Origin of the sequence: Paenibacillus sp. IHBB 3054 (assembly GCF_051594305.1) — a bacterium.
Taxonomy (GTDB): Bacteria; Bacillota; Bacilli; order Paenibacillales; family Paenibacillaceae; genus Paenibacillus_AQ.
In genome coordinates this window covers 165,649-192,227 of record NZ_JBOFBG010000008.1, presented here as the reverse complement: position 1 = coordinate 192,227, position 26,579 = coordinate 165,649, and the positions used below count along the sequence as shown (strand labels likewise).

Annotated in this window: 24 protein-coding genes; 19 read left to right on the top strand and 5 right to left on the bottom strand. The window is 52.2% G+C overall.

Annotation, left to right across the window (positions count from 1 at the left end; translation table 11 throughout):
• The first annotated feature begins 4 nt into the window (after positions 1 to 4).
• From gmk to spoVM, 13 genes are all read left to right on the top strand, one after another.
• Complete coding sequence (gene gmk, locus ACQ76X_RS12410; protein ID WP_076111296.1) at positions 5 to 574, top strand: guanylate kinase; 570 nt, start codon at positions 5 to 7, stop codon at positions 572 to 574.
• A 54-nt stretch (positions 575 to 628) separates the two neighbouring features.
• Complete coding sequence (rpoZ, locus tag ACQ76X_RS12405; protein WP_038590559.1) at positions 629 to 829, top strand: DNA-directed RNA polymerase subunit omega; 201 nt, start codon at positions 629 to 631, stop codon at positions 827 to 829.
• 439 nt (positions 830 to 1,268) lie between these two features.
• A complete protein-coding gene (coaBC, locus tag ACQ76X_RS12400; protein ID WP_438494148.1) occupies positions 1,269 to 2,504 on the top strand; it encodes a bifunctional phosphopantothenoylcysteine decarboxylase/phosphopantothenate--cysteine ligase CoaBC in 1,236 nt (411 codons plus the stop codon).
• On the top strand, positions 2,504 to 5,035 hold the full coding sequence (priA, locus tag ACQ76X_RS12395; protein ID WP_438494146.1) for a primosomal protein N': 2,532 nt from the start codon (positions 2,504 to 2,506) through the stop codon (positions 5,033 to 5,035). Before coaBC ends, priA begins: the two co-directional genes overlap by 1 nt.
• A 111-nt stretch (positions 5,036 to 5,146) precedes the next feature.
• The gene (gene def, locus ACQ76X_RS12390; protein ID WP_438494144.1) at positions 5,147 to 5,632 is read left to right on the top strand and encodes a peptide deformylase; all 486 of its coding nucleotides are present in this window, start codon (positions 5,147 to 5,149) and stop codon (positions 5,630 to 5,632) included.
• Positions 5,633 to 5,637: 5 nt separating this feature from the next.
• Complete coding sequence (gene fmt / locus ACQ76X_RS12385) at positions 5,638 to 6,576, top strand: methionyl-tRNA formyltransferase (RefSeq protein ID WP_438494142.1); 939 nt, start codon at positions 5,638 to 5,640, stop codon at positions 6,574 to 6,576.
• Positions 6,573 to 8,057 (top strand): 16S rRNA (cytosine(967)-C(5))-methyltransferase RsmB, encoded by a 1,485-nt coding sequence (gene rsmB / locus ACQ76X_RS12380; protein WP_438494140.1) that lies wholly within the window; start codon positions 6,573 to 6,575, stop codon positions 8,055 to 8,057. Before fmt ends, rsmB begins: the two co-directional genes overlap by 4 nt.
• A 179-nt stretch (positions 8,058 to 8,236) precedes the next feature.
• Positions 8,237 to 9,277 (top strand): 23S rRNA (adenine(2503)-C(2))-methyltransferase RlmN, encoded by a 1,041-nt coding sequence (gene rlmN, locus ACQ76X_RS12375; RefSeq protein WP_438494138.1) that lies wholly within the window; start codon positions 8,237 to 8,239, stop codon positions 9,275 to 9,277.
• A gap of 6 nt (positions 9,278 to 9,283) precedes the next feature.
• Positions 9,284 to 10,060, top strand: coding sequence for a Stp1/IreP family PP2C-type Ser/Thr phosphatase (locus ACQ76X_RS12370; protein WP_076111303.1), 777 nt, complete (start codon positions 9,284 to 9,286; stop codon positions 10,058 to 10,060).
• Positions 10,057 to 12,285, top strand: a complete 2,229-nt coding sequence (gene pknB, locus ACQ76X_RS12365) for a Stk1 family PASTA domain-containing Ser/Thr kinase (RefSeq protein WP_438494136.1) — start codon at positions 10,057 to 10,059, stop codon at positions 12,283 to 12,285. Before ACQ76X_RS12370 ends, pknB begins: the two co-directional genes overlap by 4 nt.
• 119 nt (positions 12,286 to 12,404) lie before the next feature.
• Positions 12,405 to 13,310 carry a ribosome small subunit-dependent GTPase A gene (gene rsgA / locus ACQ76X_RS12360; protein ID WP_341092449.1) on the top strand — a complete coding sequence of 302 codons (906 nt, stop codon included), beginning with the start codon at positions 12,405 to 12,407 and terminating at the stop codon, positions 13,308 to 13,310.
• A gap of 3 nt (positions 13,311 to 13,313) precedes the next feature.
• Entirely contained in the window at positions 13,314 to 13,982 is a 669-nt protein-coding gene (gene rpe / locus ACQ76X_RS12355; RefSeq protein ID WP_438494133.1) for a ribulose-phosphate 3-epimerase, read from the top strand.
• Between the two features lie 185 nt (positions 13,983 to 14,167).
• Entirely contained in the window at positions 14,168 to 14,248 is an 81-nt protein-coding gene (spoVM, locus tag ACQ76X_RS12350) for a stage V sporulation protein SpoVM (protein WP_020431362.1), read from the top strand.
• A 100-nt stretch (positions 14,249 to 14,348) separates the two neighbouring features.
• Here the strand turns inward: spoVM and rpmB are convergent, their stop codons facing one another.
• Positions 14,349 to 14,537, bottom strand: coding sequence for a 50S ribosomal protein L28 (gene rpmB, locus ACQ76X_RS12345; RefSeq protein WP_019911441.1), 189 nt, complete (start codon positions 14,535 to 14,537; stop codon positions 14,349 to 14,351).
• Positions 14,538 to 14,728: 191 nt separating this feature from the next.
• Here rpmB and ACQ76X_RS12340 point away from each other — a divergent pair, with 191 nt between their 5' ends.
• From ACQ76X_RS12340 to ACQ76X_RS12325, 4 genes are all read left to right on the top strand, one after another.
• Positions 14,729 to 16,507, top strand: coding sequence for a DAK2 domain-containing protein (locus ACQ76X_RS12340; protein WP_438494131.1), 1,779 nt, complete (start codon positions 14,729 to 14,731; stop codon positions 16,505 to 16,507).
• Positions 16,508 to 16,590: 83 nt separating this feature from the next.
• Positions 16,591 to 17,451: a DegV family protein gene (locus ACQ76X_RS12335; protein WP_438494129.1), complete on the top strand. Its 861-nt coding sequence runs from the start codon at positions 16,591 to 16,593 to the stop codon at positions 17,449 to 17,451.
• A gap of 13 nt (positions 17,452 to 17,464) precedes the next feature.
• On the top strand, positions 17,465 to 19,516 hold the full coding sequence (gene recG / locus ACQ76X_RS12330; RefSeq protein WP_342439788.1) for an ATP-dependent DNA helicase RecG: 2,052 nt from the start codon (positions 17,465 to 17,467) through the stop codon (positions 19,514 to 19,516).
• A 66-nt stretch (positions 19,517 to 19,582) separates the two neighbouring features.
• Positions 19,583 to 19,870, top strand: a complete 288-nt coding sequence (locus ACQ76X_RS12325; RefSeq protein WP_438494126.1) for a stage VI sporulation protein F — start codon at positions 19,583 to 19,585, stop codon at positions 19,868 to 19,870.
• A gap of 128 nt (positions 19,871 to 19,998) precedes the next feature.
• Here the strand turns inward: ACQ76X_RS12325 and ACQ76X_RS12320 are convergent, their stop codons facing one another.
• From ACQ76X_RS12320 to ACQ76X_RS12305, 4 genes are all read right to left on the bottom strand, one after another.
• Positions 19,999 to 20,868 carry a YitT family protein gene (locus ACQ76X_RS12320; protein ID WP_438494124.1) on the bottom strand — a complete coding sequence of 290 codons (870 nt, stop codon included), beginning with the start codon at positions 20,866 to 20,868 and terminating at the stop codon, positions 19,999 to 20,001.
• 31 nt (positions 20,869 to 20,899) lie between these two features.
• Entirely contained in the window at positions 20,900 to 22,147 is a 1,248-nt protein-coding gene (locus ACQ76X_RS12315) for a cation:proton antiporter (RefSeq protein WP_438494122.1), read from the bottom strand.
• Positions 22,148 to 22,150: 3 nt separating this feature from the next.
• Positions 22,151 to 22,645 carry a cation:proton antiporter regulatory subunit gene (locus ACQ76X_RS12310; protein ID WP_438494120.1) on the bottom strand — a complete coding sequence of 165 codons (495 nt, stop codon included), beginning with the start codon at positions 22,643 to 22,645 and terminating at the stop codon, positions 22,151 to 22,153.
• Between the two features lie 75 nt (positions 22,646 to 22,720).
• Positions 22,721 to 23,086, bottom strand: a complete 366-nt coding sequence (locus tag ACQ76X_RS12305; RefSeq protein ID WP_438494119.1) for a hypothetical protein — start codon at positions 23,084 to 23,086, stop codon at positions 22,721 to 22,723.
• A gap of 181 nt (positions 23,087 to 23,267) precedes the next feature.
• Here ACQ76X_RS12305 and ACQ76X_RS12300 point away from each other — a divergent pair, with 181 nt between their 5' ends.
• Together ACQ76X_RS12300 and ACQ76X_RS12295 are read left to right on the top strand one after the other, a co-directional pair.
• Entirely contained in the window at positions 23,268 to 23,687 is a 420-nt protein-coding gene (locus ACQ76X_RS12300) for a DUF2500 domain-containing protein (protein ID WP_438494118.1), read from the top strand.
• 139 nt (positions 23,688 to 23,826) lie between these two features.
• Positions 23,827 to 26,559, top strand: coding sequence for a calcium-translocating P-type ATPase, SERCA-type (locus ACQ76X_RS12295; protein ID WP_438494116.1), 2,733 nt, complete (start codon positions 23,827 to 23,829; stop codon positions 26,557 to 26,559).
• The last annotated feature ends 20 nt before the right edge of the window (positions 26,560 to 26,579 follow it).

Sequence of the window (26,579 nt, the reverse complement as noted above, 5' to 3'; positions counted from 1 at the left end):
TACTATGTCAAAAGGATTGCTGATCATATTGTCCGGCCCTTCCGGCGTTGGTAAAGGTACCGTCTGTACCGCGCTGCGGCCGAAGATGCCCGAGCTTGTCTATTCCGTTTCCGCCACCACACGCAGTCCGCGTGAGGGTGAGGAGAACGGCGTCAATTATTTTTTCAAGAGCAGAGAGCAGTTCACGGCAATGATAGAAGCGGACCAACTGCTGGAGTATGCGGAGTACGTAGGCAATTATTACGGTACTCCGCGTGATTTTGTGGAGAGAACACTCGAGAGCGGAAGAGATATTATTCTGGAGATCGAGGTTCAGGGAGCTCTCAAAGTCAAAGACAAATTCCCGGAAGGCATCTTTGTGTTCCTTCTTCCTCCATCCATGGACGAATTGAAGGACCGCATCCGCGGACGCGGTACGGAGCATCCTGATGTGATTAACCACCGCATGTCCGTAGCAGAAGATGAGATTGGTCTGATACGGCATTATGACTATGCCGTAGTGAATGATGAGATTGATCTGGCCTGTAAGCGAATAGAAAGCATTATTATCGCCGAACATTGTAAGGTAAGATGATATGCACAGCAAGATTGATCATATTTAACAGTAAAAGATGAAGAGGTGTCTTACGTGCTATATCCATCTATTGATGAAATGATGACCAAAGTCGACAGCAAGTATTCGCTGGTTGTCGCAGCTGCCCGCCGGGCAAGAGCTCTCCGTGAAGGCGGCAAGACTGATATCAAGTCGCCGAGATCCCACAAGTTTGTTGGCGTTGCCCTGGAAGAAATTTATGAAGACCGCATCATTGTAACACGCGGCGAAGAATAGTCCGGATAGCTTGCCATGCCTACTGTAGAAACGGACACCGCCTTTGTATAAGGCGGCGCTACCGTTTCTTCTTAGGTTAAGGGGCTGACAGCGCATGAACCTAGTGACCCATAGCCCGTACCGGGCTGTTCCTGACAACCGGAAGGTTGTTATTTTTTTAAAATATAAGAATTTATATGCTGAACGCTATAAATTATCCTTCTATTTCTCGCTGAAACGGATACCGTCCTTTTGAGGACGGCGAAGCCGTTTCCACTTAAAGAGATAAGACTAGAGGATTTACGCTATATTATCCTTATATTATTGCAGAAACGGATGCCGTCTCGAGATAGGCCGACGAAGCCGTTTCTTCTTGCCCGAAATATTAGAATTTCAAGTTTTCTTCATTTTATATCCGAACTATAGAGCTTTGGCGCAGGAAAGGAACAGGGGGGAGATCATGTTGAACAACATCAAGGGTAAAACGATTATTCTTGGTATTACAGGGGGAATTGCTGCATACAAGGCAGCGGATTTGACCAGCAAGCTTACACAAAGAGGAGCCGAAGTCCATGTCATTATGACAGCCTCGGCTAAACAGTTCATTACTGAGCTGACACTGCAGTCACTCTCAAAGCAGCGGGTATACAGCGATACCTTCCAGGAACGCAACCCGTCATCGATATCGCATATTGACCTCGCCGACGCAGCCGACCTTGTCCTGATTGCACCGGCTACGGCCAATATCATCGCCAAAATGGCGCATGGCCTTGCCGATGATATGTTGTCCACCACACTGCTGGCCGCGACCGCTCCGATTATGGTCGCACCGGCAATGAACGTCCATATGTACCAGCATCCGGCGGTAATCAGCAATATGAATACTCTTGCCGGGCGTGGTGTGCAGTTTATTGAACCGGGTGAAGGGCTGCTGGCCTGCGGTTATGTAGGCAAAGGCAGGCTTGAGGAGCCGGCGACGATTGTGAGCTGTGTGGATGCTTTCTTCGCTCTTCAGAACAGCGCTGCATCCGGTCCGCTGGCCGGTAAAAAAGTTATTGTGACGGCTGGAGGTACGGTGGAGCGGATTGATCCGGTCCGTTATATCTCCAATGACTCCTCAGGCAAAATGGGCTTTGCCCTGGCCCGTGCTGCGCGTGCTATGGGTGCGGAGGTAACCTTGATTGCTGCGCGTACGGATGAGAAGCCCCCGCAGGACCCGGACATCAAAGTGCTACGGGTAGAGTCGGCCCAGGAGATGTATGAGGCGGTTGCCGGCCGGTGGAAGGCATGCGATATTCTGATCAAGGCCGCTGCTGTAGCAGATTACCGTCCTAAGCAGAGTGCCCCATCCAAGATCAAAAAAAGCGGAGAAACAATGACGCTTGAACTGGTTAAGACAACCGACATCCTGGAGAGTCTGGGGAAAATGAAGGACAAGCAGTTCCTGATCGGATTTGCCGCCGAGACAGGAAACGCCGAAGCCTTCGCGAAGGACAAGCTGGTCCGCAAAAATTTGGACCTTATTGTGGCTAACGATGTGGCTGCGGAAGGGGCCGGATTTGGCACGGATACCAATATTGTCTCTATTTATGGGGCCGAAGGCCTTGTGCTGGATCTTCCCCTGGTAAGTAAAGATGAGGTGGCGCGCCGCTTGCTGGGACTCGCAGCAGAGCGTATCGCTGGAGCTGCTTTATAATGGATATAGCCAAGGTCATTGTCGATGTTCCCGTGCGCAGCACTGACCGGCCATTTGATTATTTGATTCCCGCTGACCTGAAACTGTGGATTGAAGTGGGCAGCAGAGTGGCTGTTCCTTTTGGTCACCGGACTGTACAGGGTTTTGTTGTCTCACTGGAATCGGGAGAGACCGGTTCGGGCCCTTCCCTTAAGCCCATCCAAGAAGTGCTTGATCTGCTCCCGCCTTTGTCGCCAGAGCTTGTAGAACTTGGGGACTGGATAAGTCAAAGATATGCCTGCAGACGGATCTCCGCCTTGCAGGCTATGCTTCCGACTGCCCTTAAGGGCAAAGCCGAGCGTCTGATCTCCCTCGGAGAAGCGGCAGAGGAAGCAGGGAGCCCTGAGGATGAACTGTTTCCGCTGTTTCTGGATACGGACCAGGAGGAGCAGCAGATCACCGATTTTGTCAGACGTGCCGGGGAGGTCTCCATGAAACAATTGACCCGGACGTTTCCAGATGCGGCGGAGACGGTGAAGTTCATGCTGCGGCGGGGAGTGCTGTCCGAGAGCCAGTCGATTAAGGATAAAATGGGCAAAAAGAAGCTGAAGGCTGTAGATTTGGCGATAGGCGTTGCCGCAGCCCGCGAATCACTGGGCAGCTTCCCGGCACGTTCAGCACGGCAGAAGGAAGTGCTGTCCTTCCTGGTCGACATGGAGCCGATGCTACCCATGCCAATGAAGGATCTTTTGTCGGTGCTGCAGGTTACAGCCGGTACCGTGAAGTCGCTGGAAGACAAGGGCTTCATTGAGATCAGTGAAATTGAAGTGTACCGTGATCCCTACCGGGGACGCGATTTCAAACCGAGCACTCCGCTGCCGCTGACTGGCGAACAGGAATCCGTATATAAACGGATTGTCCGGACGGTGGATGAGCAGCGGCATGAAGTGTTTCTGCTGCACGGGGTAACGGGGAGCGGAAAGACGGAAATTTACCTCCAGTGTATCCAGCGAGTAGTGGACCAGGGCAGGCAGGCAGTGGTGCTGGTCCCCGAGATCGCGCTCACTCCGCAGATGGTTGAGCGGTTTAAGGGCCGGTTCGGAAGCGGAGTAGCCGTGATGCACAGCCGCTTGTCTGTCGGAGAACGATACGATGAATGGCGCAAAATCCGTGAGGGTAAAGCGGCGGTTGCCGTCGGAGCACGTTCAGCGGTATTCGCGCCATTCGCCAATCTTGGACTTATTATTATGGACGAGGAGCATGAAGGCTCCTATAAGCAGGAGGAGAATCCGAAGTACCACGCCCGCGATGTGGCTGTCCGCAGGGCAGAGCAGGGCGGGGCTGCAGTGATTCTTGGCTCAGCCACTCCTTCTTTGGAGAGCTATCATGCTTCCAGGGCACAGAGTGATATTCATTTCTCTCCAGTTCTGCTCGAGATGCCAAGCCGTGCACTTGGCAATGAACTGCCGAAGGTGCATGTGGTTGACATGCGCGATGAACTCAAGGAAGGCAACCGCTCCATGTTCAGCCGCAGGCTGCACGCTGCGCTTGAGAGCAGGCTGGAACGCGGGGAGCAGACAGTGCTGCTGCTGAACCGCAGAGGTTTTTCCACCTTTGTGATGTGCCGGAGCTGCGGTTATGTCGCGGGCTGTCCGGAATGCGACATCTCGCTGACCTATCATGCGCGCAGCGATAATTTGCGCTGCCATTACTGTGGTCATGCAGAACCTTCGCCGAAGGTATGCCCTGAATGCGGAAGTGAGCATATCCGCTTCTTCGGGACAGGCACACAGCGGGTGGAAGAAGAATTAGGCAAACTTTTTCCCGGCATCCGCGTAATCCGGATGGATGTGGATACAACGACGGAAAAAGGCTCGCATGAGAAGCTGCTGAACCAGTTTAGGGACAAAAAGGCGGATGTGCTGCTCGGAACGCAGATGGTGGCGAAGGGGCTGGATTTCCCCGATGTTACACTTGTCGGAGTTATTACGGCGGATTCCGCGCTCAACTTGCCCGATTTCCGCGCGGCGGAGAAAACATTTCAACTGCTTACCCAGGTGGCTGGGCGGGCAGGACGGCATCAACTACCCGGTGAGGTCGTGGTCCAGTCCTATACCCCCGAGCATTATTCGATTATCCATGCCAGCGGCCATGATTACAGCTCCTTTGTCCGTGAAGAGTTGAAGCACCGCAAAGAATTGCATTATCCTCCCTATTGCCGGCTGATTCTAGTGACCCTGTCACATGAACAGCTGCCGCTGCTGCTGCGTCTGGCCGAGAATTATGCGCTGAACCTTCAGGGCAAAGCGAGACAGCTCCGCTGGTACGGCAGCTTGGATAAGCTGTCCACGGACGCGCTCGATCTGTTGGGACCGGTGGCTTCACCGTTGCCCCGCCTGAAGGGCAGATACAGATTCCAGTGCATCATTAAATGGCGGGGAGCCATAGATGCGATTGGGCTGGCCAAGCAGGTGGCTGAAGAGCTGGAGGATTCGGTCCGTGACACAGGACTGCAGGTCAGCATCGACGTTGATCCGCAGATGTTGATGTAACCGGAAGACATGTTACAATGGGTAAGGAAATATTGCCTCTAGGCATGATTTGGTTTATTAATTCGTTTTACTAACTATAGAAATGTTCAGAACAAGGAAGGTGTTTTGGTAATGGCAATCAGGCTGATCGTGAAAGAACCGGATGAAGTGCTGCACAAGACAGCGAAAATAGTAACGAAAGTAACACCCAATGTCCAGAAGCTGCTGGACGATATGGCGGACACGATGTATGACGCTGAAGGCGTTGGCCTGGCGGCACCGCAGGTGGGTATCCTGAAACGGCTGATCGTAGTGGATGCCGATGAGGAGCATGGTTTGATCAAATTGATCAACCCGGAAATACTCAGTATGGAAGGCGAACAGTTTGGACCTGAGGGATGTTTGAGTATTCCCGGGCTAAATGGCGATGTGCGCCGCGCGGAGACTGTTACGGTGCGTGGCCTTGACCGTGAAGGCAAGGAAGTGACGATTACGGGAAGCGGTCTGCTGGCCCGTGCTTTTCAGCATGAAATCGATCATCTCAACGGAGTAGTGTTCACGGATATTGCCGAGAAGGTATATGAATATACAGCTGAACGCAGTGAAACCGAGGAGTGAATGAAATGAAAATAGTGTTCATGGGAACGCCGGCTTTTGCGGTGCCCTCCCTGCAGATGCTGGTGGAGGAAGGTTACGAAGTTGTGGCCGTTGTCACCCAGCCTGACCGGCCGCAAGGCCGCAAGAAGACACTTGTACCAACTCCGGTGAAGGAGGCGGCGCTGTCTCTGGGGCTGCCAGTCCTGCAGCCAGAACGGCTGCGCCGGCCGGAAGCCGTAGCGGAGCTGGCCGCTTATAAGCCGGATTTGATCGTTACTGCGGCATACGGTCAAATTCTGCCCATATCGGTGTTGGAGCTGCCCGTGAATGGCTGTGTCAATGTTCATGGCTCGCTGCTGCCGAAATACCGCGGTGGAGCGCCGATTCAGCGCTGTATTATCAACGGTGAGCAGGTCACCGGAGTCACGCTGATGTACATGGCGGAAGGGCTGGATACCGGGGATATGATATCGCGGGTTGAGGTTCCCATCGGGGATGAAGATACTTCGGGTGTATTGTTTGAGAAGCTGAGTCTTGCCGGACGGGATTTGTTGAAGACGGAAATGCCGCGTTTGGCTACCGGTCGCCTTCAGGCTACGCGCCAAGACGACAGTGAAGCCACCTATGCGCCGAATCTCAGCCGGGAAGACGAGCGGATTGACTGGAATGCCGGATCGCGCGAAATTTATAACCGCATTCGGGGACTGGTCCCGTTCTCCGGCGCGTTTACGCTCTGGAACGGTGAAACGTTCAAGGTGTGGGCGGCAGCAAAGCCTGACGGAAACAGCATGGGTGGAACGTCTGCGCCAGGCACGGTATTAGCTGTTAACGAGCGGGGCGTCGAGGTGAAGACTGGCGACGGAGTTGTGCTGTTGACCTCAGTGCAGCCTGCTGGCAAAAAAGCGATGAGCGCTGGCGACTTCAGCCGTGGCGCGGCCATGAAGCCCGGGACGGTGCTCGGTTGAGCGCGGGCGGCCACAATGGCGCAGGACGAAGTGGACAGGCCTCCTCTTCAAAAGGGGGGAATACGGGGACTGGCGCAAAAGGGGCAAATGCCAAACCAAACCGCAAGGGCGCTGCTGGCGGTAAATCGTCGGCAGACTCTGCCCGTGAGGTAGCTCTCGATGTTCTCGTCCGGGTCGAACAGCAGGGAGCTTACAGTAACCTGCTGCTCAACAGCAGCCTGCAGAAATCGGGGCTTAGCCGGGAAGATACGGGACTTGTCACAGAGCTGGTATACGGCAGCATCTCTAGGATGTTAACGCTGGATTATGTACTGGGAGATTTCGTGACTAAGGGAATCGCCAAGCTGCAGCCTTGGGTGCGCAATCTGCTGCGCCTGAGTCTGTATCAAATCATGTATCTCGACCGGATTCCATCACATGCAGCCGTAAATGAGGCTGTGAATATAGCCAAGAAGCGTGGACACCAAGGGATTTCGGGAATGGTCAACGGGGTTCTCCGCAGCGTGCTGCGGGCCGGTGACCTGCCTGTACTAAAAGAAGGACTCAGCGGGGAGGAACGGATTTCCATTCTTCATTCGCATCCGCTCTGGATGGTGCAGCACTGGGCAGCTGAATATGGTATGGAAACGGCTGAAGCCATGTGCGCGGCCAATAATGAACCCCCTTCGGTCAGCGTGCGGGTGAACACAACGATGATCAGCAGGGACAATCTGCTGGCACAGATGCAGCAAGCGGGATTGGAAGCCTCTGTATCAAGAGTAAGCCCGTACGGGATTGTTGTAAAAGGTGGAGGTAACCTGGCATTGACCTCCTGGTACAGTGATGGATACATCTCGATCCAGGATGAGAGCTCTATGCTGGTGGCTGAAGCTGTTGATCCTAAGCCGGGAATGAACGTGCTTGATTGCTGCGCTGCCCCGGGCGGCAAAAGCGCGCATATGGCTGAGCTGATGAAAGACGAAGGCAGCATCTATGCCAATGATCTGCATGAACATAAGGCAAAGCTGATTGCAGATCAGGCGCTGCGGCTGGGCCTGGAGTCCATAACAACAGGCAGCCGCGATGCACTTGAGCTTGTGGATACGCTTGAGCCGGAATCCTTTGACCGCATCCTGCTGGATGCCCCATGCTCCGGCCTTGGCGTAATCCGCCGCAAGCCGGATCTGAAGTGGCGCAAGCAGCCGGAGGATGTCGCCAGTGTTGCCGTCCTGCAGGGCGAACTGCTGCAATCGGTTGCCAGACTGCTGAAACCCGGCGGCGTGCTGGTCTACAGTACGTGCACGACAGAGCAGGCGGAGAACAGCGGCATTGTCGCTGATTTTCTAAAGAATAATCCCGGGTTTGCACCTGTGACTTTCAGCTCCCCTGTATGGGAGCGTCTTGAAGGAACTGCAGTTGCCGCAGGAGAGGGCATACAGCTCCTGCCGCAGCATTTTGGAAGCGATGGGTTCTATATTGCCCGGCTGGAACGACTCTTGTAAAATAGTAAATCGGCAAGGGATTTACAGTTGTCCCGCCCGCAGGGTATTGTGCGTGGCGGGCTTTCTTTTACCGTCTCTGAAATTTGTGTTAAAATAGGAAGAATGAGAAATAATACGCATATCCTAAGCGTATAATCAATACATTTTTATACTTCATGAAAGAACAGGTGCTGAATATAATGAAACCTTTAATATATGATTTTTCTTTGGAAGAGTTGCAGCAGTGGGCGAAAGATAACGGTGAGCCCGCTTTTCGCGGCGGGCAAATCTTCGACTGGCTGTATGTAAAGCGGGTAAGCGAGTTCGAATCCATGAGCAATTTGTCCAAGGCGCTGCGCATGAAGCTGAATGATCAGTTCAGCATCAATGCCCTTACCGAGATTACGAAGCTGGAGTCCAAGGACGGTACTGTGAAATTCCTGTTCGGTCTGCATGACGATCATGCGATTGAGACAGTTATTATGAAACATAACTATGGCAATAGCGTGTGTGTAACGACACAGGTAGGCTGCCGGATCGGCTGTACCTTCTGTGCTTCCACACTTGGTGGGCTGAAACGCGATTTGACCGCAGGCGAGATTGTTGCCCAGGTCGTCCGTTCACAGCAAATTCTTGATGCGCGCGGCGAGCGTGTCAGCAGCATTGTAATTATGGGTACAGGCGAGCCCTTTGAGAACTATGACGCAACGATGAGATTCCTGCGTCTTATGATCCATGAAAAAGGCCTGAATATTGGCCAGCGCCATATTACCGTTTCTACCAGCGGAATTGTACCGAACATTTACAAATTCGCTGAGGAAGATACACAAATCAATCTGGCCATTTCGATTCATGCGCCAAATGATACCCTGCGCTCCAAGCTGATGCCGGTGAACCGCCGCTATCCGTTTGACGACGTGATTGAATCTCTGCGTTACTACCAGGCCAAGACTGGGCGTCGTATCAGCTTCGAGTACGCACTGATCGGCGGAGTAAACGACCAGCCAGAGCATGCGAAGGAATTGGCGGGGGTGCTCAAAACAATGCTGTGCCACGTCAACCTGATTCCGGTTAACCACGTGCCGGAGCGCAAGTATGTAAGAACTTCACGTAATGATATCTTTGAATTTCAGCGTATTTTGGCCGATCAGGGTGTGAATGTTACCATCCGCCGTGAGCAGGGCCATGATATTGCGGCCGCATGCGGACAGCTGCGCGCCAAACATATGGAGTTGGGGTGAGGATATTTGATCAGAACAGTTCATGCCAGCGACATTGGCCGGGTACGTACCGTCAATGAGGATTCGGTCTGGATCGGCGCGACGCGCCACGGTTATACCCTCGGTATTATCGCCGATGGAATGGGCGGACATTTGGCTGGCGACACCGCAAGCCGGCTCGCCTTGGAGACGATGAGGAATGCCCTTGAAGGGTTACAGCCTGATCTTTCAGAGGAAGAGCTGCGGGAAGCGCTGGCTGCCGCAATTACAGAAGCCAATGGTATCGTCCACAGCGAGGCTTCGCGCGACGAGAAGTACCATAATATGGGAACTACAGTCGTTTCTGTTCTACTGAAGGGGTCAGCGGGATATATTGGCCATATAGGGGACAGCAGGGCTTATCTGGTTAAGGACGGTGCAGCTACGCAATTAACCGAGGATCACACGCTGGTCAATGAGCTGTTCAAGAACGGCCAGATCAGCCTGGAGGAGCTCGACAACCATCCGCGCCGCAACGTGCTGACAAGAGCACTAGGGACGGATCCCGAGGTCCATGCTGATCTGGCTCCTGTCAATCTGGCAATGGGGGAACTTCTGCTGCTATGCAGTGACGGCCTGAGTAATTTTGTCAGCCTGGAGCATATGGGTAAGGTTGCTGGAATACAAGAAATACCGTTAGAGGAAAGAGCGGATCGGTTGCTTCAGCTGGCATTGCTTGCTGGGGGCGGCGATAATATCAGCCTCGCTATGCTAGAACATCAAGGAGAGGCCGCTGTGCCCGAAACAAAGGAGTGGAATAGATGATCGGTCACGAATTGGGCGGCCGTTACCAAGTCATCGAACGGATCGGTGGAGGCGGTATGGCGCTCGTCTACAGAGCGCATGACATATTGCTCAACCGGAACGTCGCCATTAAAGTGCTGCGCAATCAATTTGTGCATGATGAGGAATTTATCCGCCGGTTTAGGCGGGAGGCGCAATCAGCCGCATCTTTATCACATCCGAATGTGGTCAGTATATATGATGTGGGGCAAGAAGACGAAGTTCATTATATTGTAATGGAATATATAGAAGGCAAGAACCTGAATGAGATCATTAAGGAACGGGCTCCACTACAGGTAGATGAATCGGTGCGTATCGCTTCACAGATTTGCGATGCGCTCGACCATGCCCACCAGAACCAGATCATTCACCGCGATATTAAACCTCATAACATTCTGATCGGCCGCAATGGACGGGTTAAAGTAACGGACTTCGGGATTGCCCGTGCTGTTACTTCCACTACAATCACCCAGACGGGTTCAGTTGTAGGTTCAGTGCACTATTTCTCCCCGGAGCATGCCAAGGGTGTGACCACTGGAGAGAAATCTGACCTCTATTCTTTGGGGATTGTGCTCTATCAGATGCTGACAGGCGTACTGCCTTTTCTGGGCGAAAGTCCGATCAGTGTTGCGCTGAAGCATCTGCAGGAGGAATTTGAGGAGCCACGTCTGCTCAATCCGCTGATTCCGCAGAGCGTGGAGAATGTAATCTTGAGATCCATGCGCAAAAATCCGGAGGAACGTTATCAATCGGCCAAGCAGATGCTGCAGGATTTAGAGACATGCCTGCTGCCTGAGCGGCGCAGTGAAGCCAAATCCCTGTTCCACGATGACGGGGATGACGAGGACAGAACACGGATTATTCCGGCGATCAAGCCGCTCCAGCGGGGGCTTGGCAACCGCAGTGGCGGTGAAGACCGGATGCAAGTGCAGCGGGAAGAGGATGAGGTCATTCCTTCCAACCCAGGTAAGCGGAGATGGGGCCGCCCAGCTTTATGGATTAGTCTTACACTTGTAATCTTGCTCGCTATGGGCAGTGTTGTGTGGTATGTAAATGCCAAGCTGGTCGTTGACGAAGTGACAGTGCCGGATGTGGTTAACCAAACGCTTGAGAAAGCCACTTCCATGCTGGATGAGGCAGGACTCATTGCGGAACCGGTCATGCAGTACAACCCGGATTTCGCTGAGAATATCGTATGGGAACAGGGTAAAAAAGCTGAAACAATTGTCAAAGAAGGAACGCATATTATCCTGTCGGTCAGCACAGAAAAGACTCCATCTAAAATGCTGGAATTGTCTACACAAACCTACGACGAAGCCGTTAAAGCGCTGATTGCAGAGGGTGTGGAGCAGGAACGGATCACCCCGGTAGAAGAGCACAACGATAACATTCCTGAAGGACAGGTCATTCGTTCTGAACCGGCTGCGGGGAGTGATTATGATCCCGAGACGAGCTCCATTAAGCTTTATGTCAGTCAAGGCAAAGATACGGTTACTATGCCTGATCTTACCGGTTCAACCCAGAAGCAGGCAAAAGCTAAACTGGAGGAGCTGGGCCTTGTTCTTGATGAGGTCAAGGAAGATACCAGTTATTCCGTTGAAAAGGGACAGGTCATGAAGCAATGGCCTTATGAAGAAGGGGATACTGCTGCACCAGGCGACAAGGTCTCCATTTCCATAAGCACAGGGTTTCCGCCGGAGGCTATTGATTATGTCTTTAAAGTGCCTGTAGCTCCGTCAAGTGATGGTAAGAAGACTCAAATCCGTATTGTTTTCTCTGATGCCACCAAAGATGGAGCCCAGCAGGAATGGGGAACCCGCACGATCGCGAAGAGTCAGGTCTTATCCGTACCTCTGATCCTTGCCCCGAATAAAGACGGAGCAGTCTCGATCTACCAGAACGGAGATTATATTGAGGCTTTTGAGATCCGTTACTCGGATGCCAAAAACGGAACTGTGCAGGTGCCTGAGCCTCCAGCGACAGCGACACCTGTACCTACACCTGAACCTACTCAGGCGCCAACTGAAAGTCCGCCTGAAGAGACAATTGAACCGGAGATTCTGTCTCCGCCTACCGGCGAAGGCGAAAACACGGGTGAAGTGGGTCAGAATCAAACCGGATATTTGCCGGATAACTCCAAGAATGCAAATGTACTGACGAATGACAAGAAAACAAACGGTAAAAATAAAGAAAAAAACAAATCCTAAAGAGAAAAGCTGAAGCTTAACCGGTGAATTTGACCAGGGAAGCTGCGGCAGCGAAATGACCCGGGGAGCTTCAAGCTTGGGTCATTTGCGCAAAATCAGGAGAGGAAGGCTCACTATGTATGCCTGAAGGAATAATTATCAAAGCGTTAAGCGGATATTATTACGTTAAGCCGCTCCGGGACGGAGTAATAGCGACAGAGGAAGAGGCAGTTCAATGCCGGGGGCGGGGGATTCTTAAGAAAAAAGGGGTTGCTCCGCTCGTCGGTGACCGTATAATCTATGTTCTGACCGAAAACGGGGAAGGGATGGTTGACGAGTTGCTTCCACGTGAATCGGAACTCATCCGCCCGCAGGTTGCCAACGTGAAGCTGGCTGTACTGCTGTTCTCGGTGCGGGAGCCGGATATGAATTTGAATCTCCTGGACAAGTTTCTGGTCCACATCGAACATTCCGGTCTGAACACCCTGATTGTGCTGACCAAACAGGATTTAGCGGATGACGATGGGAAAGCAACGCAAATGGTTAAAGAGCTCTATGAGCGTATCGGCTACGAAGTGATGGTTACTAGCTCTTTAACCGGCTCTGGCAGCGATGAGCTGCGCAACCGGCTTGCCGGAGTCATCAGTGTCTTCTCTGGACAATCCGGTGTAGGCAAGTCAACGCTGCTGAACCGGCTGGTGCCCGGTCTTGAACTGGAGACGGGTGAAATCAGCCTGCGGCTCGGCCGGGGACGCCATACTACCCGCCATGTGGAGCTGATGGATATCGGTAATGGCGGCTTTGTGGCCGATACACCCGGGTTCAGCCAGTTGGACTTTTTGGAACTCGGCGTGGAGGAGCTGTCGGTCTGCTTCCGGGAGTTTGCTCCTTATGCGGAGAATTGCAAGTTCCGCGGCTGCAGTCATCTGCATGAGCCATCCTGCCGTGTCATCGAGGCATGGCAGGATGGAGAAATTGCAGACAGCCGCTATGAGCATTACAAGCTGTTCTACAATGAAATGAAAGACAAGAAGCGGAGGTACTAACTGATGATTATAATTGCCCCATCTTTGTTATCGGCGGACTTCGCCGCACTTGGTACTGAAGTAGCGGAAGCGGAGGCCAGTGGTGCAGACTGGATTCACGTAGATGTGATGGACGGCCATTTTGTGCCGAATATTACGCTGGGTCCGCCCATTGTCAAAGCAGTGAAGTCCCACACTTCTTTACCGCTTGATGTACACCTGATGATTGAGAATCCGGAACGTTACATTGCCGATTTTGCTGCAGCCGGAGCAGCAGTAATTACGGTACACGCAGAGGCTTGCGTGCATCTCCACCGGGTTATCCATCAGATCAAGGAGCTGGGCCTGATGGCCGGCGTGGCGATCAATCCGGGGACTCCGGCTTCAGCCGTGCGCGAGGTGCTTGAGGATGTGGAAATGGTGCTTGTGATGACCGTGAATCCAGGCTTTGGCGGCCAAGCCTTCATTCCCCAGACGCTGCGCAAGATCCGGCAAATCCGGGAGTGGGCGAACGAAGCCAATCACAAAGGGCTGCGCATCGAGGTCGACGGCGGAATTGCCGAAGCAACGGCACCCCTGGTGGCTGAAGCGGGCGCAGACACCCTTGTCGCAGGCAATGCGGTGTTTGGACGCAGCGATCGCGCTGCCGCCATCAAAGCAATCCGTGAAGCAGCAGAGACAGCGATCCGTTAATCGGGCGGCCGCCTAATTAGTCTTGAGGTATAGGCCAAGTTGTGGGTGCATAAATATGGTTACATGAGCAGAAATCTCATGTAGCCTTTTTTTGTTCCATAAGGGAGCTCTGCAGCTCGTTTGCGCAAACAGAAAAGACAGGAAAGTCTCCTAGCGTACGGCATGAATTGATGGGAGGGTTAATGATGAAATTTTACACGTTTAAGCTGCCAAGATTCTTGGGAGGTTTTGTTAAAGCGATTTTGAATACTTTTCAGAAAAGCTGAGGAAGGATCAGAACTGAAAACATGAAAAAAAGCACCTTACGTATGTAAAGGGTGCTTTTTGCTTCATATGAGATATCGCTAGGTCTAGGATAATCCAAGACTAAACGCGTTCAACTTTGCCGGCTTTCAAAGCACGGGTGCTGACGTACACGCGTTTCGGTTTGCCGTTCACTAGGATACGGACCTTCTGAACGTTAACTCCCCAAGAACGACGGTTGCGGTTGTTTGCGTGAGACACGTGGTTGCCGCTGCCCGGTTTCTTGCCTGTTACAGTACATTTGCGGGACATAGATTACACCTCCTTGTTACTAACACCTGCATAAAACAATACTTAAATATAATATCACAGCAAAATTTGCTACGTCAACCGATTCAAAAACATTTATTTCTTTTGGCTCTTATAGTACAATATAAATTAGTGTATTATGTCCAGTTAATCATAGAATTGATTAGGCATGAAGTTAGGAAGGGGAATTCTCATTGAGTAAGCGTTCTATAAACGGAGCAGATTTTACCGCAATGGTACTCGCCGGAGCGGAAAAGCTGCAGCAGCATGCAGAGCACGTCAATTCCTTAAATGTATTTCCGGTTCCGGATGGAGATACGGGAACTAATATGAACTTGACGATGACTGCAGGCGCGAACGAATTGAAAAAGAATAATACCGCCTCTGTCGGACAATGTGCAGGAGTACTCTCCAAAGGTCTCCTGATGGGTGCACGGGGAAACTCTGGCGTTATTTTGTCACAGCTGTTCAGAGGTCTTGGACGTTCCGCAGCCCAATATGATGAATTGAACACGCAACAGTTCGCGGCAGCGCTGCAGACCGGAGTGGATACGGCCTACAAAGCGGTGGTCAAGCCTGTAGAAGGCACTATACTCACGGTCGCCAAAGAAGCTGCCAGACATGCGGTGTATTACGCTCGCCGCACGACAGACATTACGGAGCTTATGACGGAGGTTCTGGCAAAAGCCAAAGAGGCATTAGCCAATACTCCGGAACTTCTGCCTGTCCTGAAGCAGGTTGGCGTGGTTGACTCTGGAGGCCAAGGTCTGGTCTACATTTATGAAGGATTTCATCAGTATCTGACAAGCGGAGTTTCCGCATCTCCGGCGTCTGTACAAGGACAAGCTCCGGCACCTGCCGTTGTAACGGCACCTGTGCTCACCAAACCTGAGAATATATTGTCCTCCGTGCAGTCTTCTGCGCAATCCCAGCTGTCCACGGAAGATATCGAATTTTTATATGATATGGAATTTTTCATCAACCGCCAGCTTGGCGCAGCCGTGAAAGCGGATTTTGACGAGGAAGCTTTTCGGAAAGCGTTGTCAGTTAATGGGGATTCAATCATCGTCATTTCCGATGACGACACGATCAAAGTGCATGTGCATTCCAAGACTCCTGGTGAAGTGATGAGCCTGGCATTGCTCTACGGCGAGATCACCCAGATCCATATTCTGAATATGCGTGAGCAGCATCGCGATCTGCTGACAACCGGTATGGATATCGCTCCAATGCCGGATCTGTTTGCAGATATCCCTAGCGAGAAGAGCACAGTGCCTGCCCCGGCGGTTCCTCCGGCGGACGATATGGCACCGTATGGCTTCATCGCCGTATCCTCCGGCAGCGGGATTACCGATATTTTTAAAAGCCTCGGGGTCGATGCGGTTCTAGCAGGCGGACAGACCATGAATCCCAGTACGGAGGATTTCGTAAATGCGATCTCATCCATCTCTGCGAAGCATGTATATATTCTGCCTAACAACTCCAACATCGTGCTTGCCGCACAGCAGGCTAAAGAGCTGCTTGAAGACGAACGGGATATCACGGTTATTCCGAGCAAGAGCATCCCGCAGGGAATTGCCGCTGCATTTGCCTTCCAGGAAGATGATGCGGTGGAAGCCAATACAAGCAACATGCTGGAAGCCATCGCACATGTGAAATCCGGCCAGGTTACGAACGCCGTACGTGATACCGTGATTGAAGAGCTGGAGATCAAATCCGGACAGTATATCGGTATTTCCAATTCGAAGATCGTTGCTGCTTCCGATGAATTGCTCGCTGCAAGCAAGCAACTGCTCACGAGCATGCTGGAGAACGGCGACGAGATCGTTACAGTTCTGACCGGTGCTGAAGCAGAAGCGGAAGTAACCGCATCACTCAGCAGCTGGCTGGAAGAGGCTTATCCTCAGGTTGAAGTTGAGGTTCATGAGGGCGGGCAGCCGCTGTACTATTATCTTTTCTCGGTAGAGCCATAGGCGGAGACTGAATTCCTTCTGTCAGCATCAAAGCATACTCCGCCTCGTGCGGACTGCTTAATCATAGTTTGGGGAGGAAACCCATGAATCGTACCGTTATTGTCACAGACAGCACCTCAGATATTCCGCCGGCTCTGGCGGAAGCATACGGCATTGAGGTCGTGCCGCTGACATTAATGTTCGGCGAGGAAGCGTACAGGGACAATCTGGATATGACACCAGAGCAGTTCTATGAGCGTCTTCCCCACTCAGCCAAGCTGCCGACCACATCTCAGCCGTCTCCAGTGGAATATATGAATGTGTATCGCAGCATTCTGGAGCGTCATCAAGGCAGTACGATTCTATCTTTTCATATATCATCCGGACTTAGCGGAACTTATCAGTCTGCAGTCCTTGCTAAATCGATGCTGGATGAGGAAGGGGACGCCATCACTGTGGTAGATTCCCTGTCCGCATCCTACGGTTTCGGCTTTATGGTAGTGGAAGCGGCCAGAATGGCTAAAGAAGGTATAAGCCCGGAGGAAATTCTGACAGCTGTGGAGAAGCTGCGCCAATCGCGCAAACTATATTTCCTGGTAGATACACTGGAATATCTGCAAAAGGGCGGCAGAATCGGCAAAGCATCTGCCATATTGGGCACGCTGCTGAATATCAAGCCGATTCTCTCCATTGATGCGGAAGGTATTATTTATGCGGTAGAGAAGGTCAGAGGCCGGAAGAAGGCAATAGCCCGCATGATCGAGCTGTTCAAAAACGATCTGCCGGGTGTGGACAAAATCAATGTGGCTGTGGGTCATACGGCTGAACCGGCTTACGGCGAAGAATTTCTGCAGGAATTAGCCGTGCACTTCACCATGAATGAGAAAGTGCTGACCAACATCGGCCCTGTCGTAGGCAGCCATGTCGGCAACGGTACCTTAGCCGTATTCATTTGGCCCGCGTAAATAGGGGATGAACATGAACCTGTCTTTGGAAAAAATTGAAGTGAAGCAAATAACTGGCGTGAGCGCTCAAAAGCAATCCGAGCTCCACGCCTTTGGCGTTTTTACAGTAAAGGATCTGCTGGAGTATTATCCATTCCGTTATGAGGATTTCCGCCCCCGCTCGCTGAGTGAAGTGAAGCATGGTGACAAGGCTACCCTGGTGGCTAAGGTGATTGGCATCCCCGTACTTCAGCGGTTTGGCGGCAAGTCGCGCTTAAGCTGCAAGATGGTGGCTGAACCCTGGATGTTCACCGCTACTTGGTTCAATCAGCATTATGTGCGCGAGCAGTTGACTGTAGGCCGGGAGATCGTGTTAACCGGCAAATGGGACCAGAAGCGCAGCCAGATTACGGTGACAGATTATGAGTTCCCGGACCGCGGAGAGGGCAAGACAGGCACCCTGCAGCCGGTATACTCTGTGGGCGGCAAGATCACCCAATCCTGGATCCGCAAGGTTATTAACCAGGGCATGCAGCAGTTCGGAGAGATGATTCCGGAAATATTGCCGCACGTCATTATGCGAAAATATGATTTTATGCCCCGCAAGCGGGCCATAGCAACGATCCACCAGCCGGAGGATACACGCGAAGGCCAGCAGGGACGGCGCAGAATGGTGTATGAAGAGCTGTTTCTGTTCCAGCTTAAGGTGCAGGCCTTCCGGGTGCTGAACCACGGCAGAATGGACGGTGTAGTGCATACAGTTGATAACTCTACCGTCCGCTCCTTTGTGCGCAGTCTGCCGTTTGAATTGACGGATGCGCAGAAGCATGTAGAGCTGGAGATTCTGCAGGATATGCGGTCCGGTTACTGCATGAACCGGCTGCTTCAGGGGGATGTTGGCTCAGGCAAAACGGTGCTTGCGGCCATTGCGCTCTTTGCCACCGTGAGGTCGGGGTTTCAGGGCGCACTGATGGTGCCGACGGAGATTCTGGCCGAGCAGCATATGCGCTCGCTGACCAAAATGTTTGAGCCGTTTGGCATCACGGTAGGTCTGTTGACGGGCAGTGTCTCAGGGCGCAAACGTAAGGATCTGCTTGCCTCACTGCAAATGGGCGTGCTGGACGTCGTGGTCGGCACCCATGCTTTGATACAGGATGATGTATTCTTCCGCGGGCTGGGGCTTGTGGTTACCGATGAACAGCACCGCTTCGGAGTGAACCAGCGCAGTGTCCTCCGGCGCAAAGGGTATAACCCGGATGTGCTGACGATGACGGCGACCCCGATCCCGCGGACACTGGCGATTACGGTTTTCGGGGATATGGACGTCTCGACTTTGTCGGAGCGGCCTAAAGGACGGGTTCCAATCACGACTTATTGGGTGAAGCATGATCTGATGGAGCGTGTGCTGAACCTGGTCAGCCGTGAGATTGATCAAGGCCGTCAGGCCTATCTCATCTGCCCCCTGATCGAAGAGTCGGAGAAGCTGGATGTGCAGAACGCGATAGACCTGCATGTCCAGATGTCCCAGGCCTTTCCGAACTATAAAGTTGGGCTGCTGCATGGACGGATGACGCCGGGTGAGAAAGATGAAGTGATGCGCGCCTTCTACAGCAATGAGCTTCAGCTGCTTGTCTCCACTACGGTCGTGGAGGTTGGCGTCGATGTTCCCAATGCCACGCTGATGATCATCATGGATGCGGACCGCTTCGGTTTGTCACAGCTGCATCAGCTGCGCGGGCGGGTCGGTAGAGGTCAGCATGCGTCCTACTGTGTGCTTGTGGCTGATCCCAAGTCGGAGATCGGCCGGGAGCGGATGACCGCCATGACCGATACAGACGACGGATTCGAGGTCTCCCGCCGTGACCTGGAGCTAAGAGGTCCGGGGGATTTCTTTGGTACGAAGCAAAGCGGTCTGCCGGAATTCCGGCTGGCGGATATGACTGCCGATTTTGAGATACTGGAGCAGGCACGTGACGATGCTGCCGAGCTGCTGAAGGATTCTTCCTTCTGGACATCCCCAGATTATGCACCGCTGCGGAGCTATCTGCAGAACGAACAAATATTCCAGGGGGATATTATCGATTAAATAGGCACATGCGGCAACCGGCCCTCATATACTGTGAATGATTGGATATGACGGGAGGTGCTGCGCTTGGGTTATCAGCAATACGGAATCAGCCCGCAGCTGGTGGAACGCATCAAGCTGAAGATGAAGAATCCGGCAGTCAAGGAACGCATCAAAAATATGATTAACGGTATTTCCAAGCAAGAGCTGCAGGACACAGGAGTTGTGCGCAGGCTGGTACGCAATGCTGCGGCAGTGATGGGTGAGAAGCTGACGTCAGCCCAGGAAGAGCAAATCGTGAAATTTGTGATCGCACAGAAGATTGATCCGAGCAATACGTTTCACCTGATCCGGTTATGGGGCATGTTCCGTTGAAGAAACGGGCGGCTGCTAGACCCGGATCTGGCAGATAGAAAAAGGCGTTCCCGCGCTGCAGCAGCGGGAACGCCTTTTTCATAGGTTATAGCCATTCACAGATCCGGAAAGTCCGGCAGAGTCATCTTTCAGCTGATTTTTTTGCGGAAAAAATCGGCGATGCCCCGGCCCTGCGCTGCGCGCACGACAATGAGGCTGTCCTCGTCGCAATCCTTCACAATTGAAGTCAAAGTGGCTTCCTCCATCTTGCTGGCAAGACAGAAGAGTGTGCCTTTCTGTCCCGCCGGCCCGGAAGCCTGAACAAGTTTGGTCTCCCGCTCGAGCGATTGGTGGAGCGCTTTGGAGATTTCATCACAGTGGCTGCTGGTAATCCAGATAGCCCTGGAGCGCGATAGGTCCCGAAGCGAGATCCGGATGCCTTCAAAGGCCAGCAGATAGGCGATAATGCTGTACATCGCCTGATCCCAGCCAAACAGCACTCCTCCGAATAGCAGGATGACACAGTTGAGCAGCATTATGACGGTTTCCGCCGATTTCGGCAAGCTGCCGCTTAGCAAGACATAACCCTGTTCACTGGTTTTGTTGCTGATGCCGCCGAAGCGGATTGAAATACCGATTCCAAAGCCAAGGCAGAGACCACCAGCTATTGCTGCAGCAAGCGGCTCACTGACAACGGCTGGAAAGTGATGCAAGGCCAATGAGCCTATGGTCAAGCAGATCAACCCGAGCATCGTATAAAGTGCAAACCGAAAGTCAATCTGCCTGCGCGACAAAAGAATAAACGGCAGATTGAAAAGAAACAGAAACAGGCCAAGCCGCATTTCGGTAAGATGGGCGAGCAGAGCAGACAGTCCGGCAATTCCGCCAGGGACCAGCTTATGCGGAATCAGAAACAGCTCCAGCCCGACAGCGGCAAGCAGTCCTCCGCCAATAACGGAGAGAATGCGGGTTCCCTTGTGCTGCGGCGGGGTGTATTCCCCGCGTAAACGTTTCTTCATACACGTCCCTCCCTTCAACAGGGAACTCATTTTACTCTTTGTCGAGTACAGGGGCAGCTTGTTTCGCTTTGCGTGCGAGATGCCGCTTTTCGAATTTGAATACCTTATCCAGTAGCTTGTAAATCGTCTTGGACTCCTTTGTCAGCAGCGGTCCAAGGATAGCCAGCATCAATACATACATGGCAGCGAATGGCTGAAGGATCGCCATCAGTCCGCCCGCTTTGCCAAGATTGGCCATAATAATGGAGAACTCCCCACGGGAGACGATAGTTAGGCCAATGTTGGACGAAGCCCGCGGACTGAGACCTGCACTGCGTCCCGCCAGCATTCCTGCCAAGAAATTTCCGAACAGTGTTATGATTACCGCTGCTAATGAATACCAGAACGCTTCTCCTCCGAGGGAGAGCGGGTCAATGGTCAAACCGAAGCTGAAAAAGAAGATGGCTCCAAAGAAGTCGCGGAACGGGATGACCAGTTTCTCAATCCGTTTCACATGCTCGGTTTCGGCGAGCACCAACCCGACAAGCAATGCTCCGATCGCTTCGGCGACATGGATCGTTTCAGAGAAGCCGGCAATGAGAAAGAGGGCACCAAAGATGACAAGCGCGAATAATTCACTGGAACGGATGTTCAGAACACGGTTGAGCCAGGGAACTAGCTTGCGTCCGATAACGAGGAGGGCCAGCATATATCCAAGCGCGAGCAGCGCGGACAGCAGTACGCCGCCAAGCGACGAAGAGCCGCTGAGGACAAGGCCCGAGAGAATGGAGATGTAGACTGCGAGAAATACATCCTCAAACATGATGATGCCGAGAATCATTTCAGTCTCGGGATTTGCGGTTCGCTTCAAATCAACCAATACCTTGGCTACAATCGCACTGGAAGAGATCGTGGTGATTCCGGCAATAATCAGAATCTCCTCCAGAGGGAAACCGAGTGCCCAGCCGAGGACCAGCCCCAGTGTAAAATTGATCAGGATATATATCGTACCGCCGGTTACGATCGAACGCCCTGCTTTGACAAGCCGGCCCACGGAGAATTCCAGCCCCAGATAGAACAGCAGGAAGAGTACGCCAATGCGGCCCATAAATTCGATCAGGGAAGCACTTTCGATAAAGCGGAAATCGAGATGCCAAATTTTGAAGGCGTGGGGCCCAACGGCCATCCCGATTAGAATATAGAAAGGAATTACAGAAAAGCGGAGTTTGGTGGAGATGATTCCGGCAAGCGCAATCAGGACAATGGCCAGACCTACTTCAAAAATAATATAATGGCTCATCTATTAACCACATCCATTTCGTAGAATGTGTTTGAACTGCTTATGCTGATGTCTCTCCCCGGCAGCGACAACGGTGCAGTCCGCTTTCAGCAAAACTTCCGGTCCAGGACTCAGATATTTATGGTGGTTTTTTTCAATAATCGCAATAATAGTGACGCCTGCACGTGCACGTACATCCAGTTCGCCGATCGTATGCCCGATACATTTGAAGCCTGACTCGAGGCGGTACCATTCGATGATCAAATCATCCAGTGCCACCTCAATGGACTCCAGGGCCTTGGGCTTGTAGGTGACTCCGCCGACAATGGCAGAGATATGCCTTGCTTCATCATCGTCCAGTGTAACCATGGATACACTCTGATCCGGATCATCATAATCAAAATGGTACAGCTCGCGTCTGCCGTCGTCATGCACAATGACCACTAGCTTGTCGCCGCTGCGCGTTTGCAGCAGAAATTTTTTGCCGATTCCCGGCAGATCTGATTCTCTATAGTTCATGAAAGTCCAGCCTCCAATTGATATGTCTTAAGATTGTTCTTCTGTGAGAGCAAATATGCATTTCTTTTTCTGTCGTTAAATGGGGCGATGCACCAAATTTGAAGTATATCTAAGCGGTTGCAGCAGCCGCCGCTTCAGCGTAATGTAAATAATTGGGGATAGCGAAACAACAAGTACAGGTACGGGAGGTTCCGGCAGAACTACCGGTGTGATCCCATGATGCGGTAAGCGGACAGCGGGTACAAATTTAATAGGTGTTGAATGTGCACGAACCGGCGTCGCCATTTTATGCTCGTAGCGTTCAAATTTGTGGGTCTCTCCTTCATACTCCACAGTGCTGAAAGCACCGATGGCTCCTGCTATCAGGGTAAACAGAAGAATCGGAATAAATGCGACCCGAAGCAGTTTTGAGTAGGGAAAATACGCTAGATATGCCCTCATGAGATCACCTCCTTACTGTATCTTGTATATAAAGCATAACATACGTTCTTGTGCCGGGCCAAATTCAATTCAGCTCTTTTTTCATTTTACAAGGCTGAAAAACTGAAACTGATGGAGAAATAAAGCGTATTTTAAAGTAAATCGTACTTTTAATATTTTTTTTGAAAGAGGAGAGATGGATTTGAACGGACAGAGCTTTATTAGCGGTTTTGGGCAATTTCCACAGGGCAGTTTTTTTTGGAGTTTTATTTATGGAATGCCTTTCTTTTTTAAGCTGATTTTTTTGCTGGTGATTGGTTTTTTTATCTTTTTTATCATCAAAGCCATCGGCATCTGGAGTAGCAATAATGCCAGTCCCTTGGTCTCCGCGTACGCTGCGGCCGTGACCAAACGGACACAGGTCTGGGGCGGATCAGGCGACTCCGGGGCCCACACGAGCTACTATGTAACATTTGAGTTTCAAGATGGACGCCGCGTCGAACTGCAGGTACCGAATAAGGCATTTGGATTGATTGTTAAAGGAGACCGGGGGGAGCTTGTATATCAGGGAACCAGGTTTAAGGGCTTTGAGCATCCCGGTTTTCAAAATACTGAAGGCTGATCGTCGTTGTTTGCAGATGTTTCTGAGCAAGCTTTGAAAAATGTCCTTAAATTTTCAGAATTCTGCGGTTAATTTTGGGTAAAACTCCATATAAGTGATTTGCTATACACCACTTTATAACATGGGAGGAGCTGACAGCTTGAATTCAAACTCTGCAAATCAACAAGATCAACAGCCGTTTCATCTGCTGGAGAAAGAGGAAGTCCTGAAGCGGCTGGAGACAAGAGAAGAGGGATTAACTTCAGAACAGGCGGCGCAGCTGCTGGAGCGGTACGGGAAAAATATGCTGCAGGAGGCAAAGCCAAAGTCGCTGCTGGCCAAATTTATTGAGCAGTTCAAAAATGTGATGATCTTTATTCTGCTGGCGGCTGCGGTGTTGTCGGGTATTCTCGGGGAATGGACGGATACAATCATTATCCTGCTGGTTGTTATATTGAATGCGGTGCTTGGAGTCATCCAGGAAAATAAGGCAGAACAGGCCCTGGAAGCGCTGAAAAGCATGTCTTCGCCGCATGCCCGGGTCCGCCGCAGCGGTCAGGTGACGGAGATCAAGAGTGAGGAGCTTGTGCCCGGTGATATTGTACTGCTGGAAGCAGGCAATGTCGTACCTGCCGATGTCAGGCTGCTGGAAACAGCATCACTTCAGACGGAGGAAGCTGCGTTAACCGGTGAGTCGCTGCCTTCGGATAAGCATGCCGGCAAACTGGAGGGGACAGATCTCGTAATCGGCGACCGGACAAATATGGCATATATGAGCAGTAGCGTCACGTACGGAAGAGCTGTTGGCGTTGTTACAGCCACAGGGATGAAGACTGAGGTCGGAAGAATTGCCGGCTTTATCGCAGAGGAAGAAACGGATGTCACTCCGCTGCAGAAGAAGCTGGATGAACTGGGGAAATACTTCACCTATATTATTCTGGGCGTGTGTGTAGTCATTTTTGCCGTAGGATTGCTCCAGGGTAGAGAAATGCTGGATATGCTGCTTACCTCGATCTCGCTGGCGGTTGCGGCGATTCCTGAAGGACTGCCGGCGATCGTAACGATCATTCTGGCGCTTGGCGTTCAGCGCATGGCCGGACGCAAAGCGATTATCCGCAAGCTGCCTGCGGTGGAGACGCTCGGCAGTACAGAAATTATCTGCTCCGACAAAACAGGAACATTGACACTCAACAAAATGACTGTCGAGAAGCTGTACGCCAATGGAGCAGCTATTGAGGCGACCGAACAGCTCAAGGAAACTCCGGGCGGTGAGCTGCTGCTGCAGGCGATGACGCTGTGCAATGATTCCAGCATTGACGAAGGCAGCACTACCGGCAAGCAAGGTTCAGAGAACACAAAGGGGGATAAAGCCAGCGGGACCAAAAGCGGAAAAGCGATTATCGGGGATCCCACGGAGACAGCCCTTGTGGACTATGCGCTGAGCATCGGCACTGACAAGCGGGAGCTGGAGAAGCAGTATCCCCGGAAAAGCGAGCTGCCCTTTGACTCGGACCGCAAGCTGATGACAACGATTCATCAGTTGGAGGCAGGGAAGTTCCGCGGGCTTACGAAAGGTGCTCCCGATGTGCTGCTTTCCAAGTGCAGCCACATTTATGAGGCCGGGGAGCTCATTCCGCTCACAGAGGAGCATTCCCGCAAGATCACTGCAAGCAATAAGGCGCTTGCCGATGAAGCGCTGCGGGTGCTGGCTTTTGCCTACCGTGATTATACAGAGCTGCCAGACAAACCTTCACCGGACACAACAGAGAAGGATCTGGTATTCATCGGCCTCGTCGGGATGATTGATCCCCCACGCGATGAAGTGCGCGACGCTGTAGCGGTCTGCCGCAAGGCGGGTATCCGTCCGGTTATGATTACCGGCGACCACAGGGACACCGCTGCGGCTATCGCTAAACGGCTGGGTATCATCGATGACGACAAGAGTGTACTGACCGGACGCGAACTGGATAAGATCAGCGAGGCGGATTTTGCAAATAGGGTCGAGGATTATTCCGTATATGCCCGTGTTTCTCCGGAGCACAAGGTAAGGATCGTCAAAGCGTGGAGAAAAAAGGGCAAGATCGTCGCCATGACTGGAGACGGGGTGAACGATGCACCGGCTTTAAAATCGGCGGATATAGGTGTGGGCATGGGGATTACGGGAACGGATGTCGCGAAAGGCGTATCCGACATGGTGCTGGCCGACGATAACTTCACGACCATTGTAGTTGCGGTGGAAGAAGGACGGAAGGTATACAGCAATATCCGCAAAGCCATCCAGTTCCTGCTCTCCGCTAACCTTGGGGAAGTGCTGACCTTGTTCATCGCCACAATGGTCGGCTGGCGGATTCTTGAGCCTATTCACATCCTCTGGATCAACCTGGTGACGGATACGCTGCCTGCGCTGGCACTGGGGCTGGAAAAAGCCGGGGAAGATGTAATGACGAAGAAACCCCGCAAGTCCAGCAGCAGTATTTTTTCCGGTGGTGTGGGGGCTGGAATTGTCTATCAGGGGATCATCGAAGCGGCACTGACGCTGCTCGTCTATTACTGGGCGCATACCCATTATGATGAGGGTGTCGCGGTTACGATGGCTTTTGCCACCCTTGGTCTGCTTCAAATTACACATGCCTTTAACGTCAGATCCAATACGAAATCTCTGTTCCAGATCGGCTTGTTCAGCAACAAATATATGCTGGGCGCATCGGTGATTTCCGGACTGCTGCTGGTGCTGGTCATCATTATTCCGGGTCTGAACGATTGGTTTGGTGTACAGCATCTGAACGGTTTGCAGTGGTGGATTGTCTGCGGGGCAGCCGTGTCCATCGTTGTTTTAGTTGAACTGGTGAAGCTGTTTGTCCGGCTGAGCGGCAAAGGCAAAGGTTGGGACTAGTGAAACCGGATCACATCAGT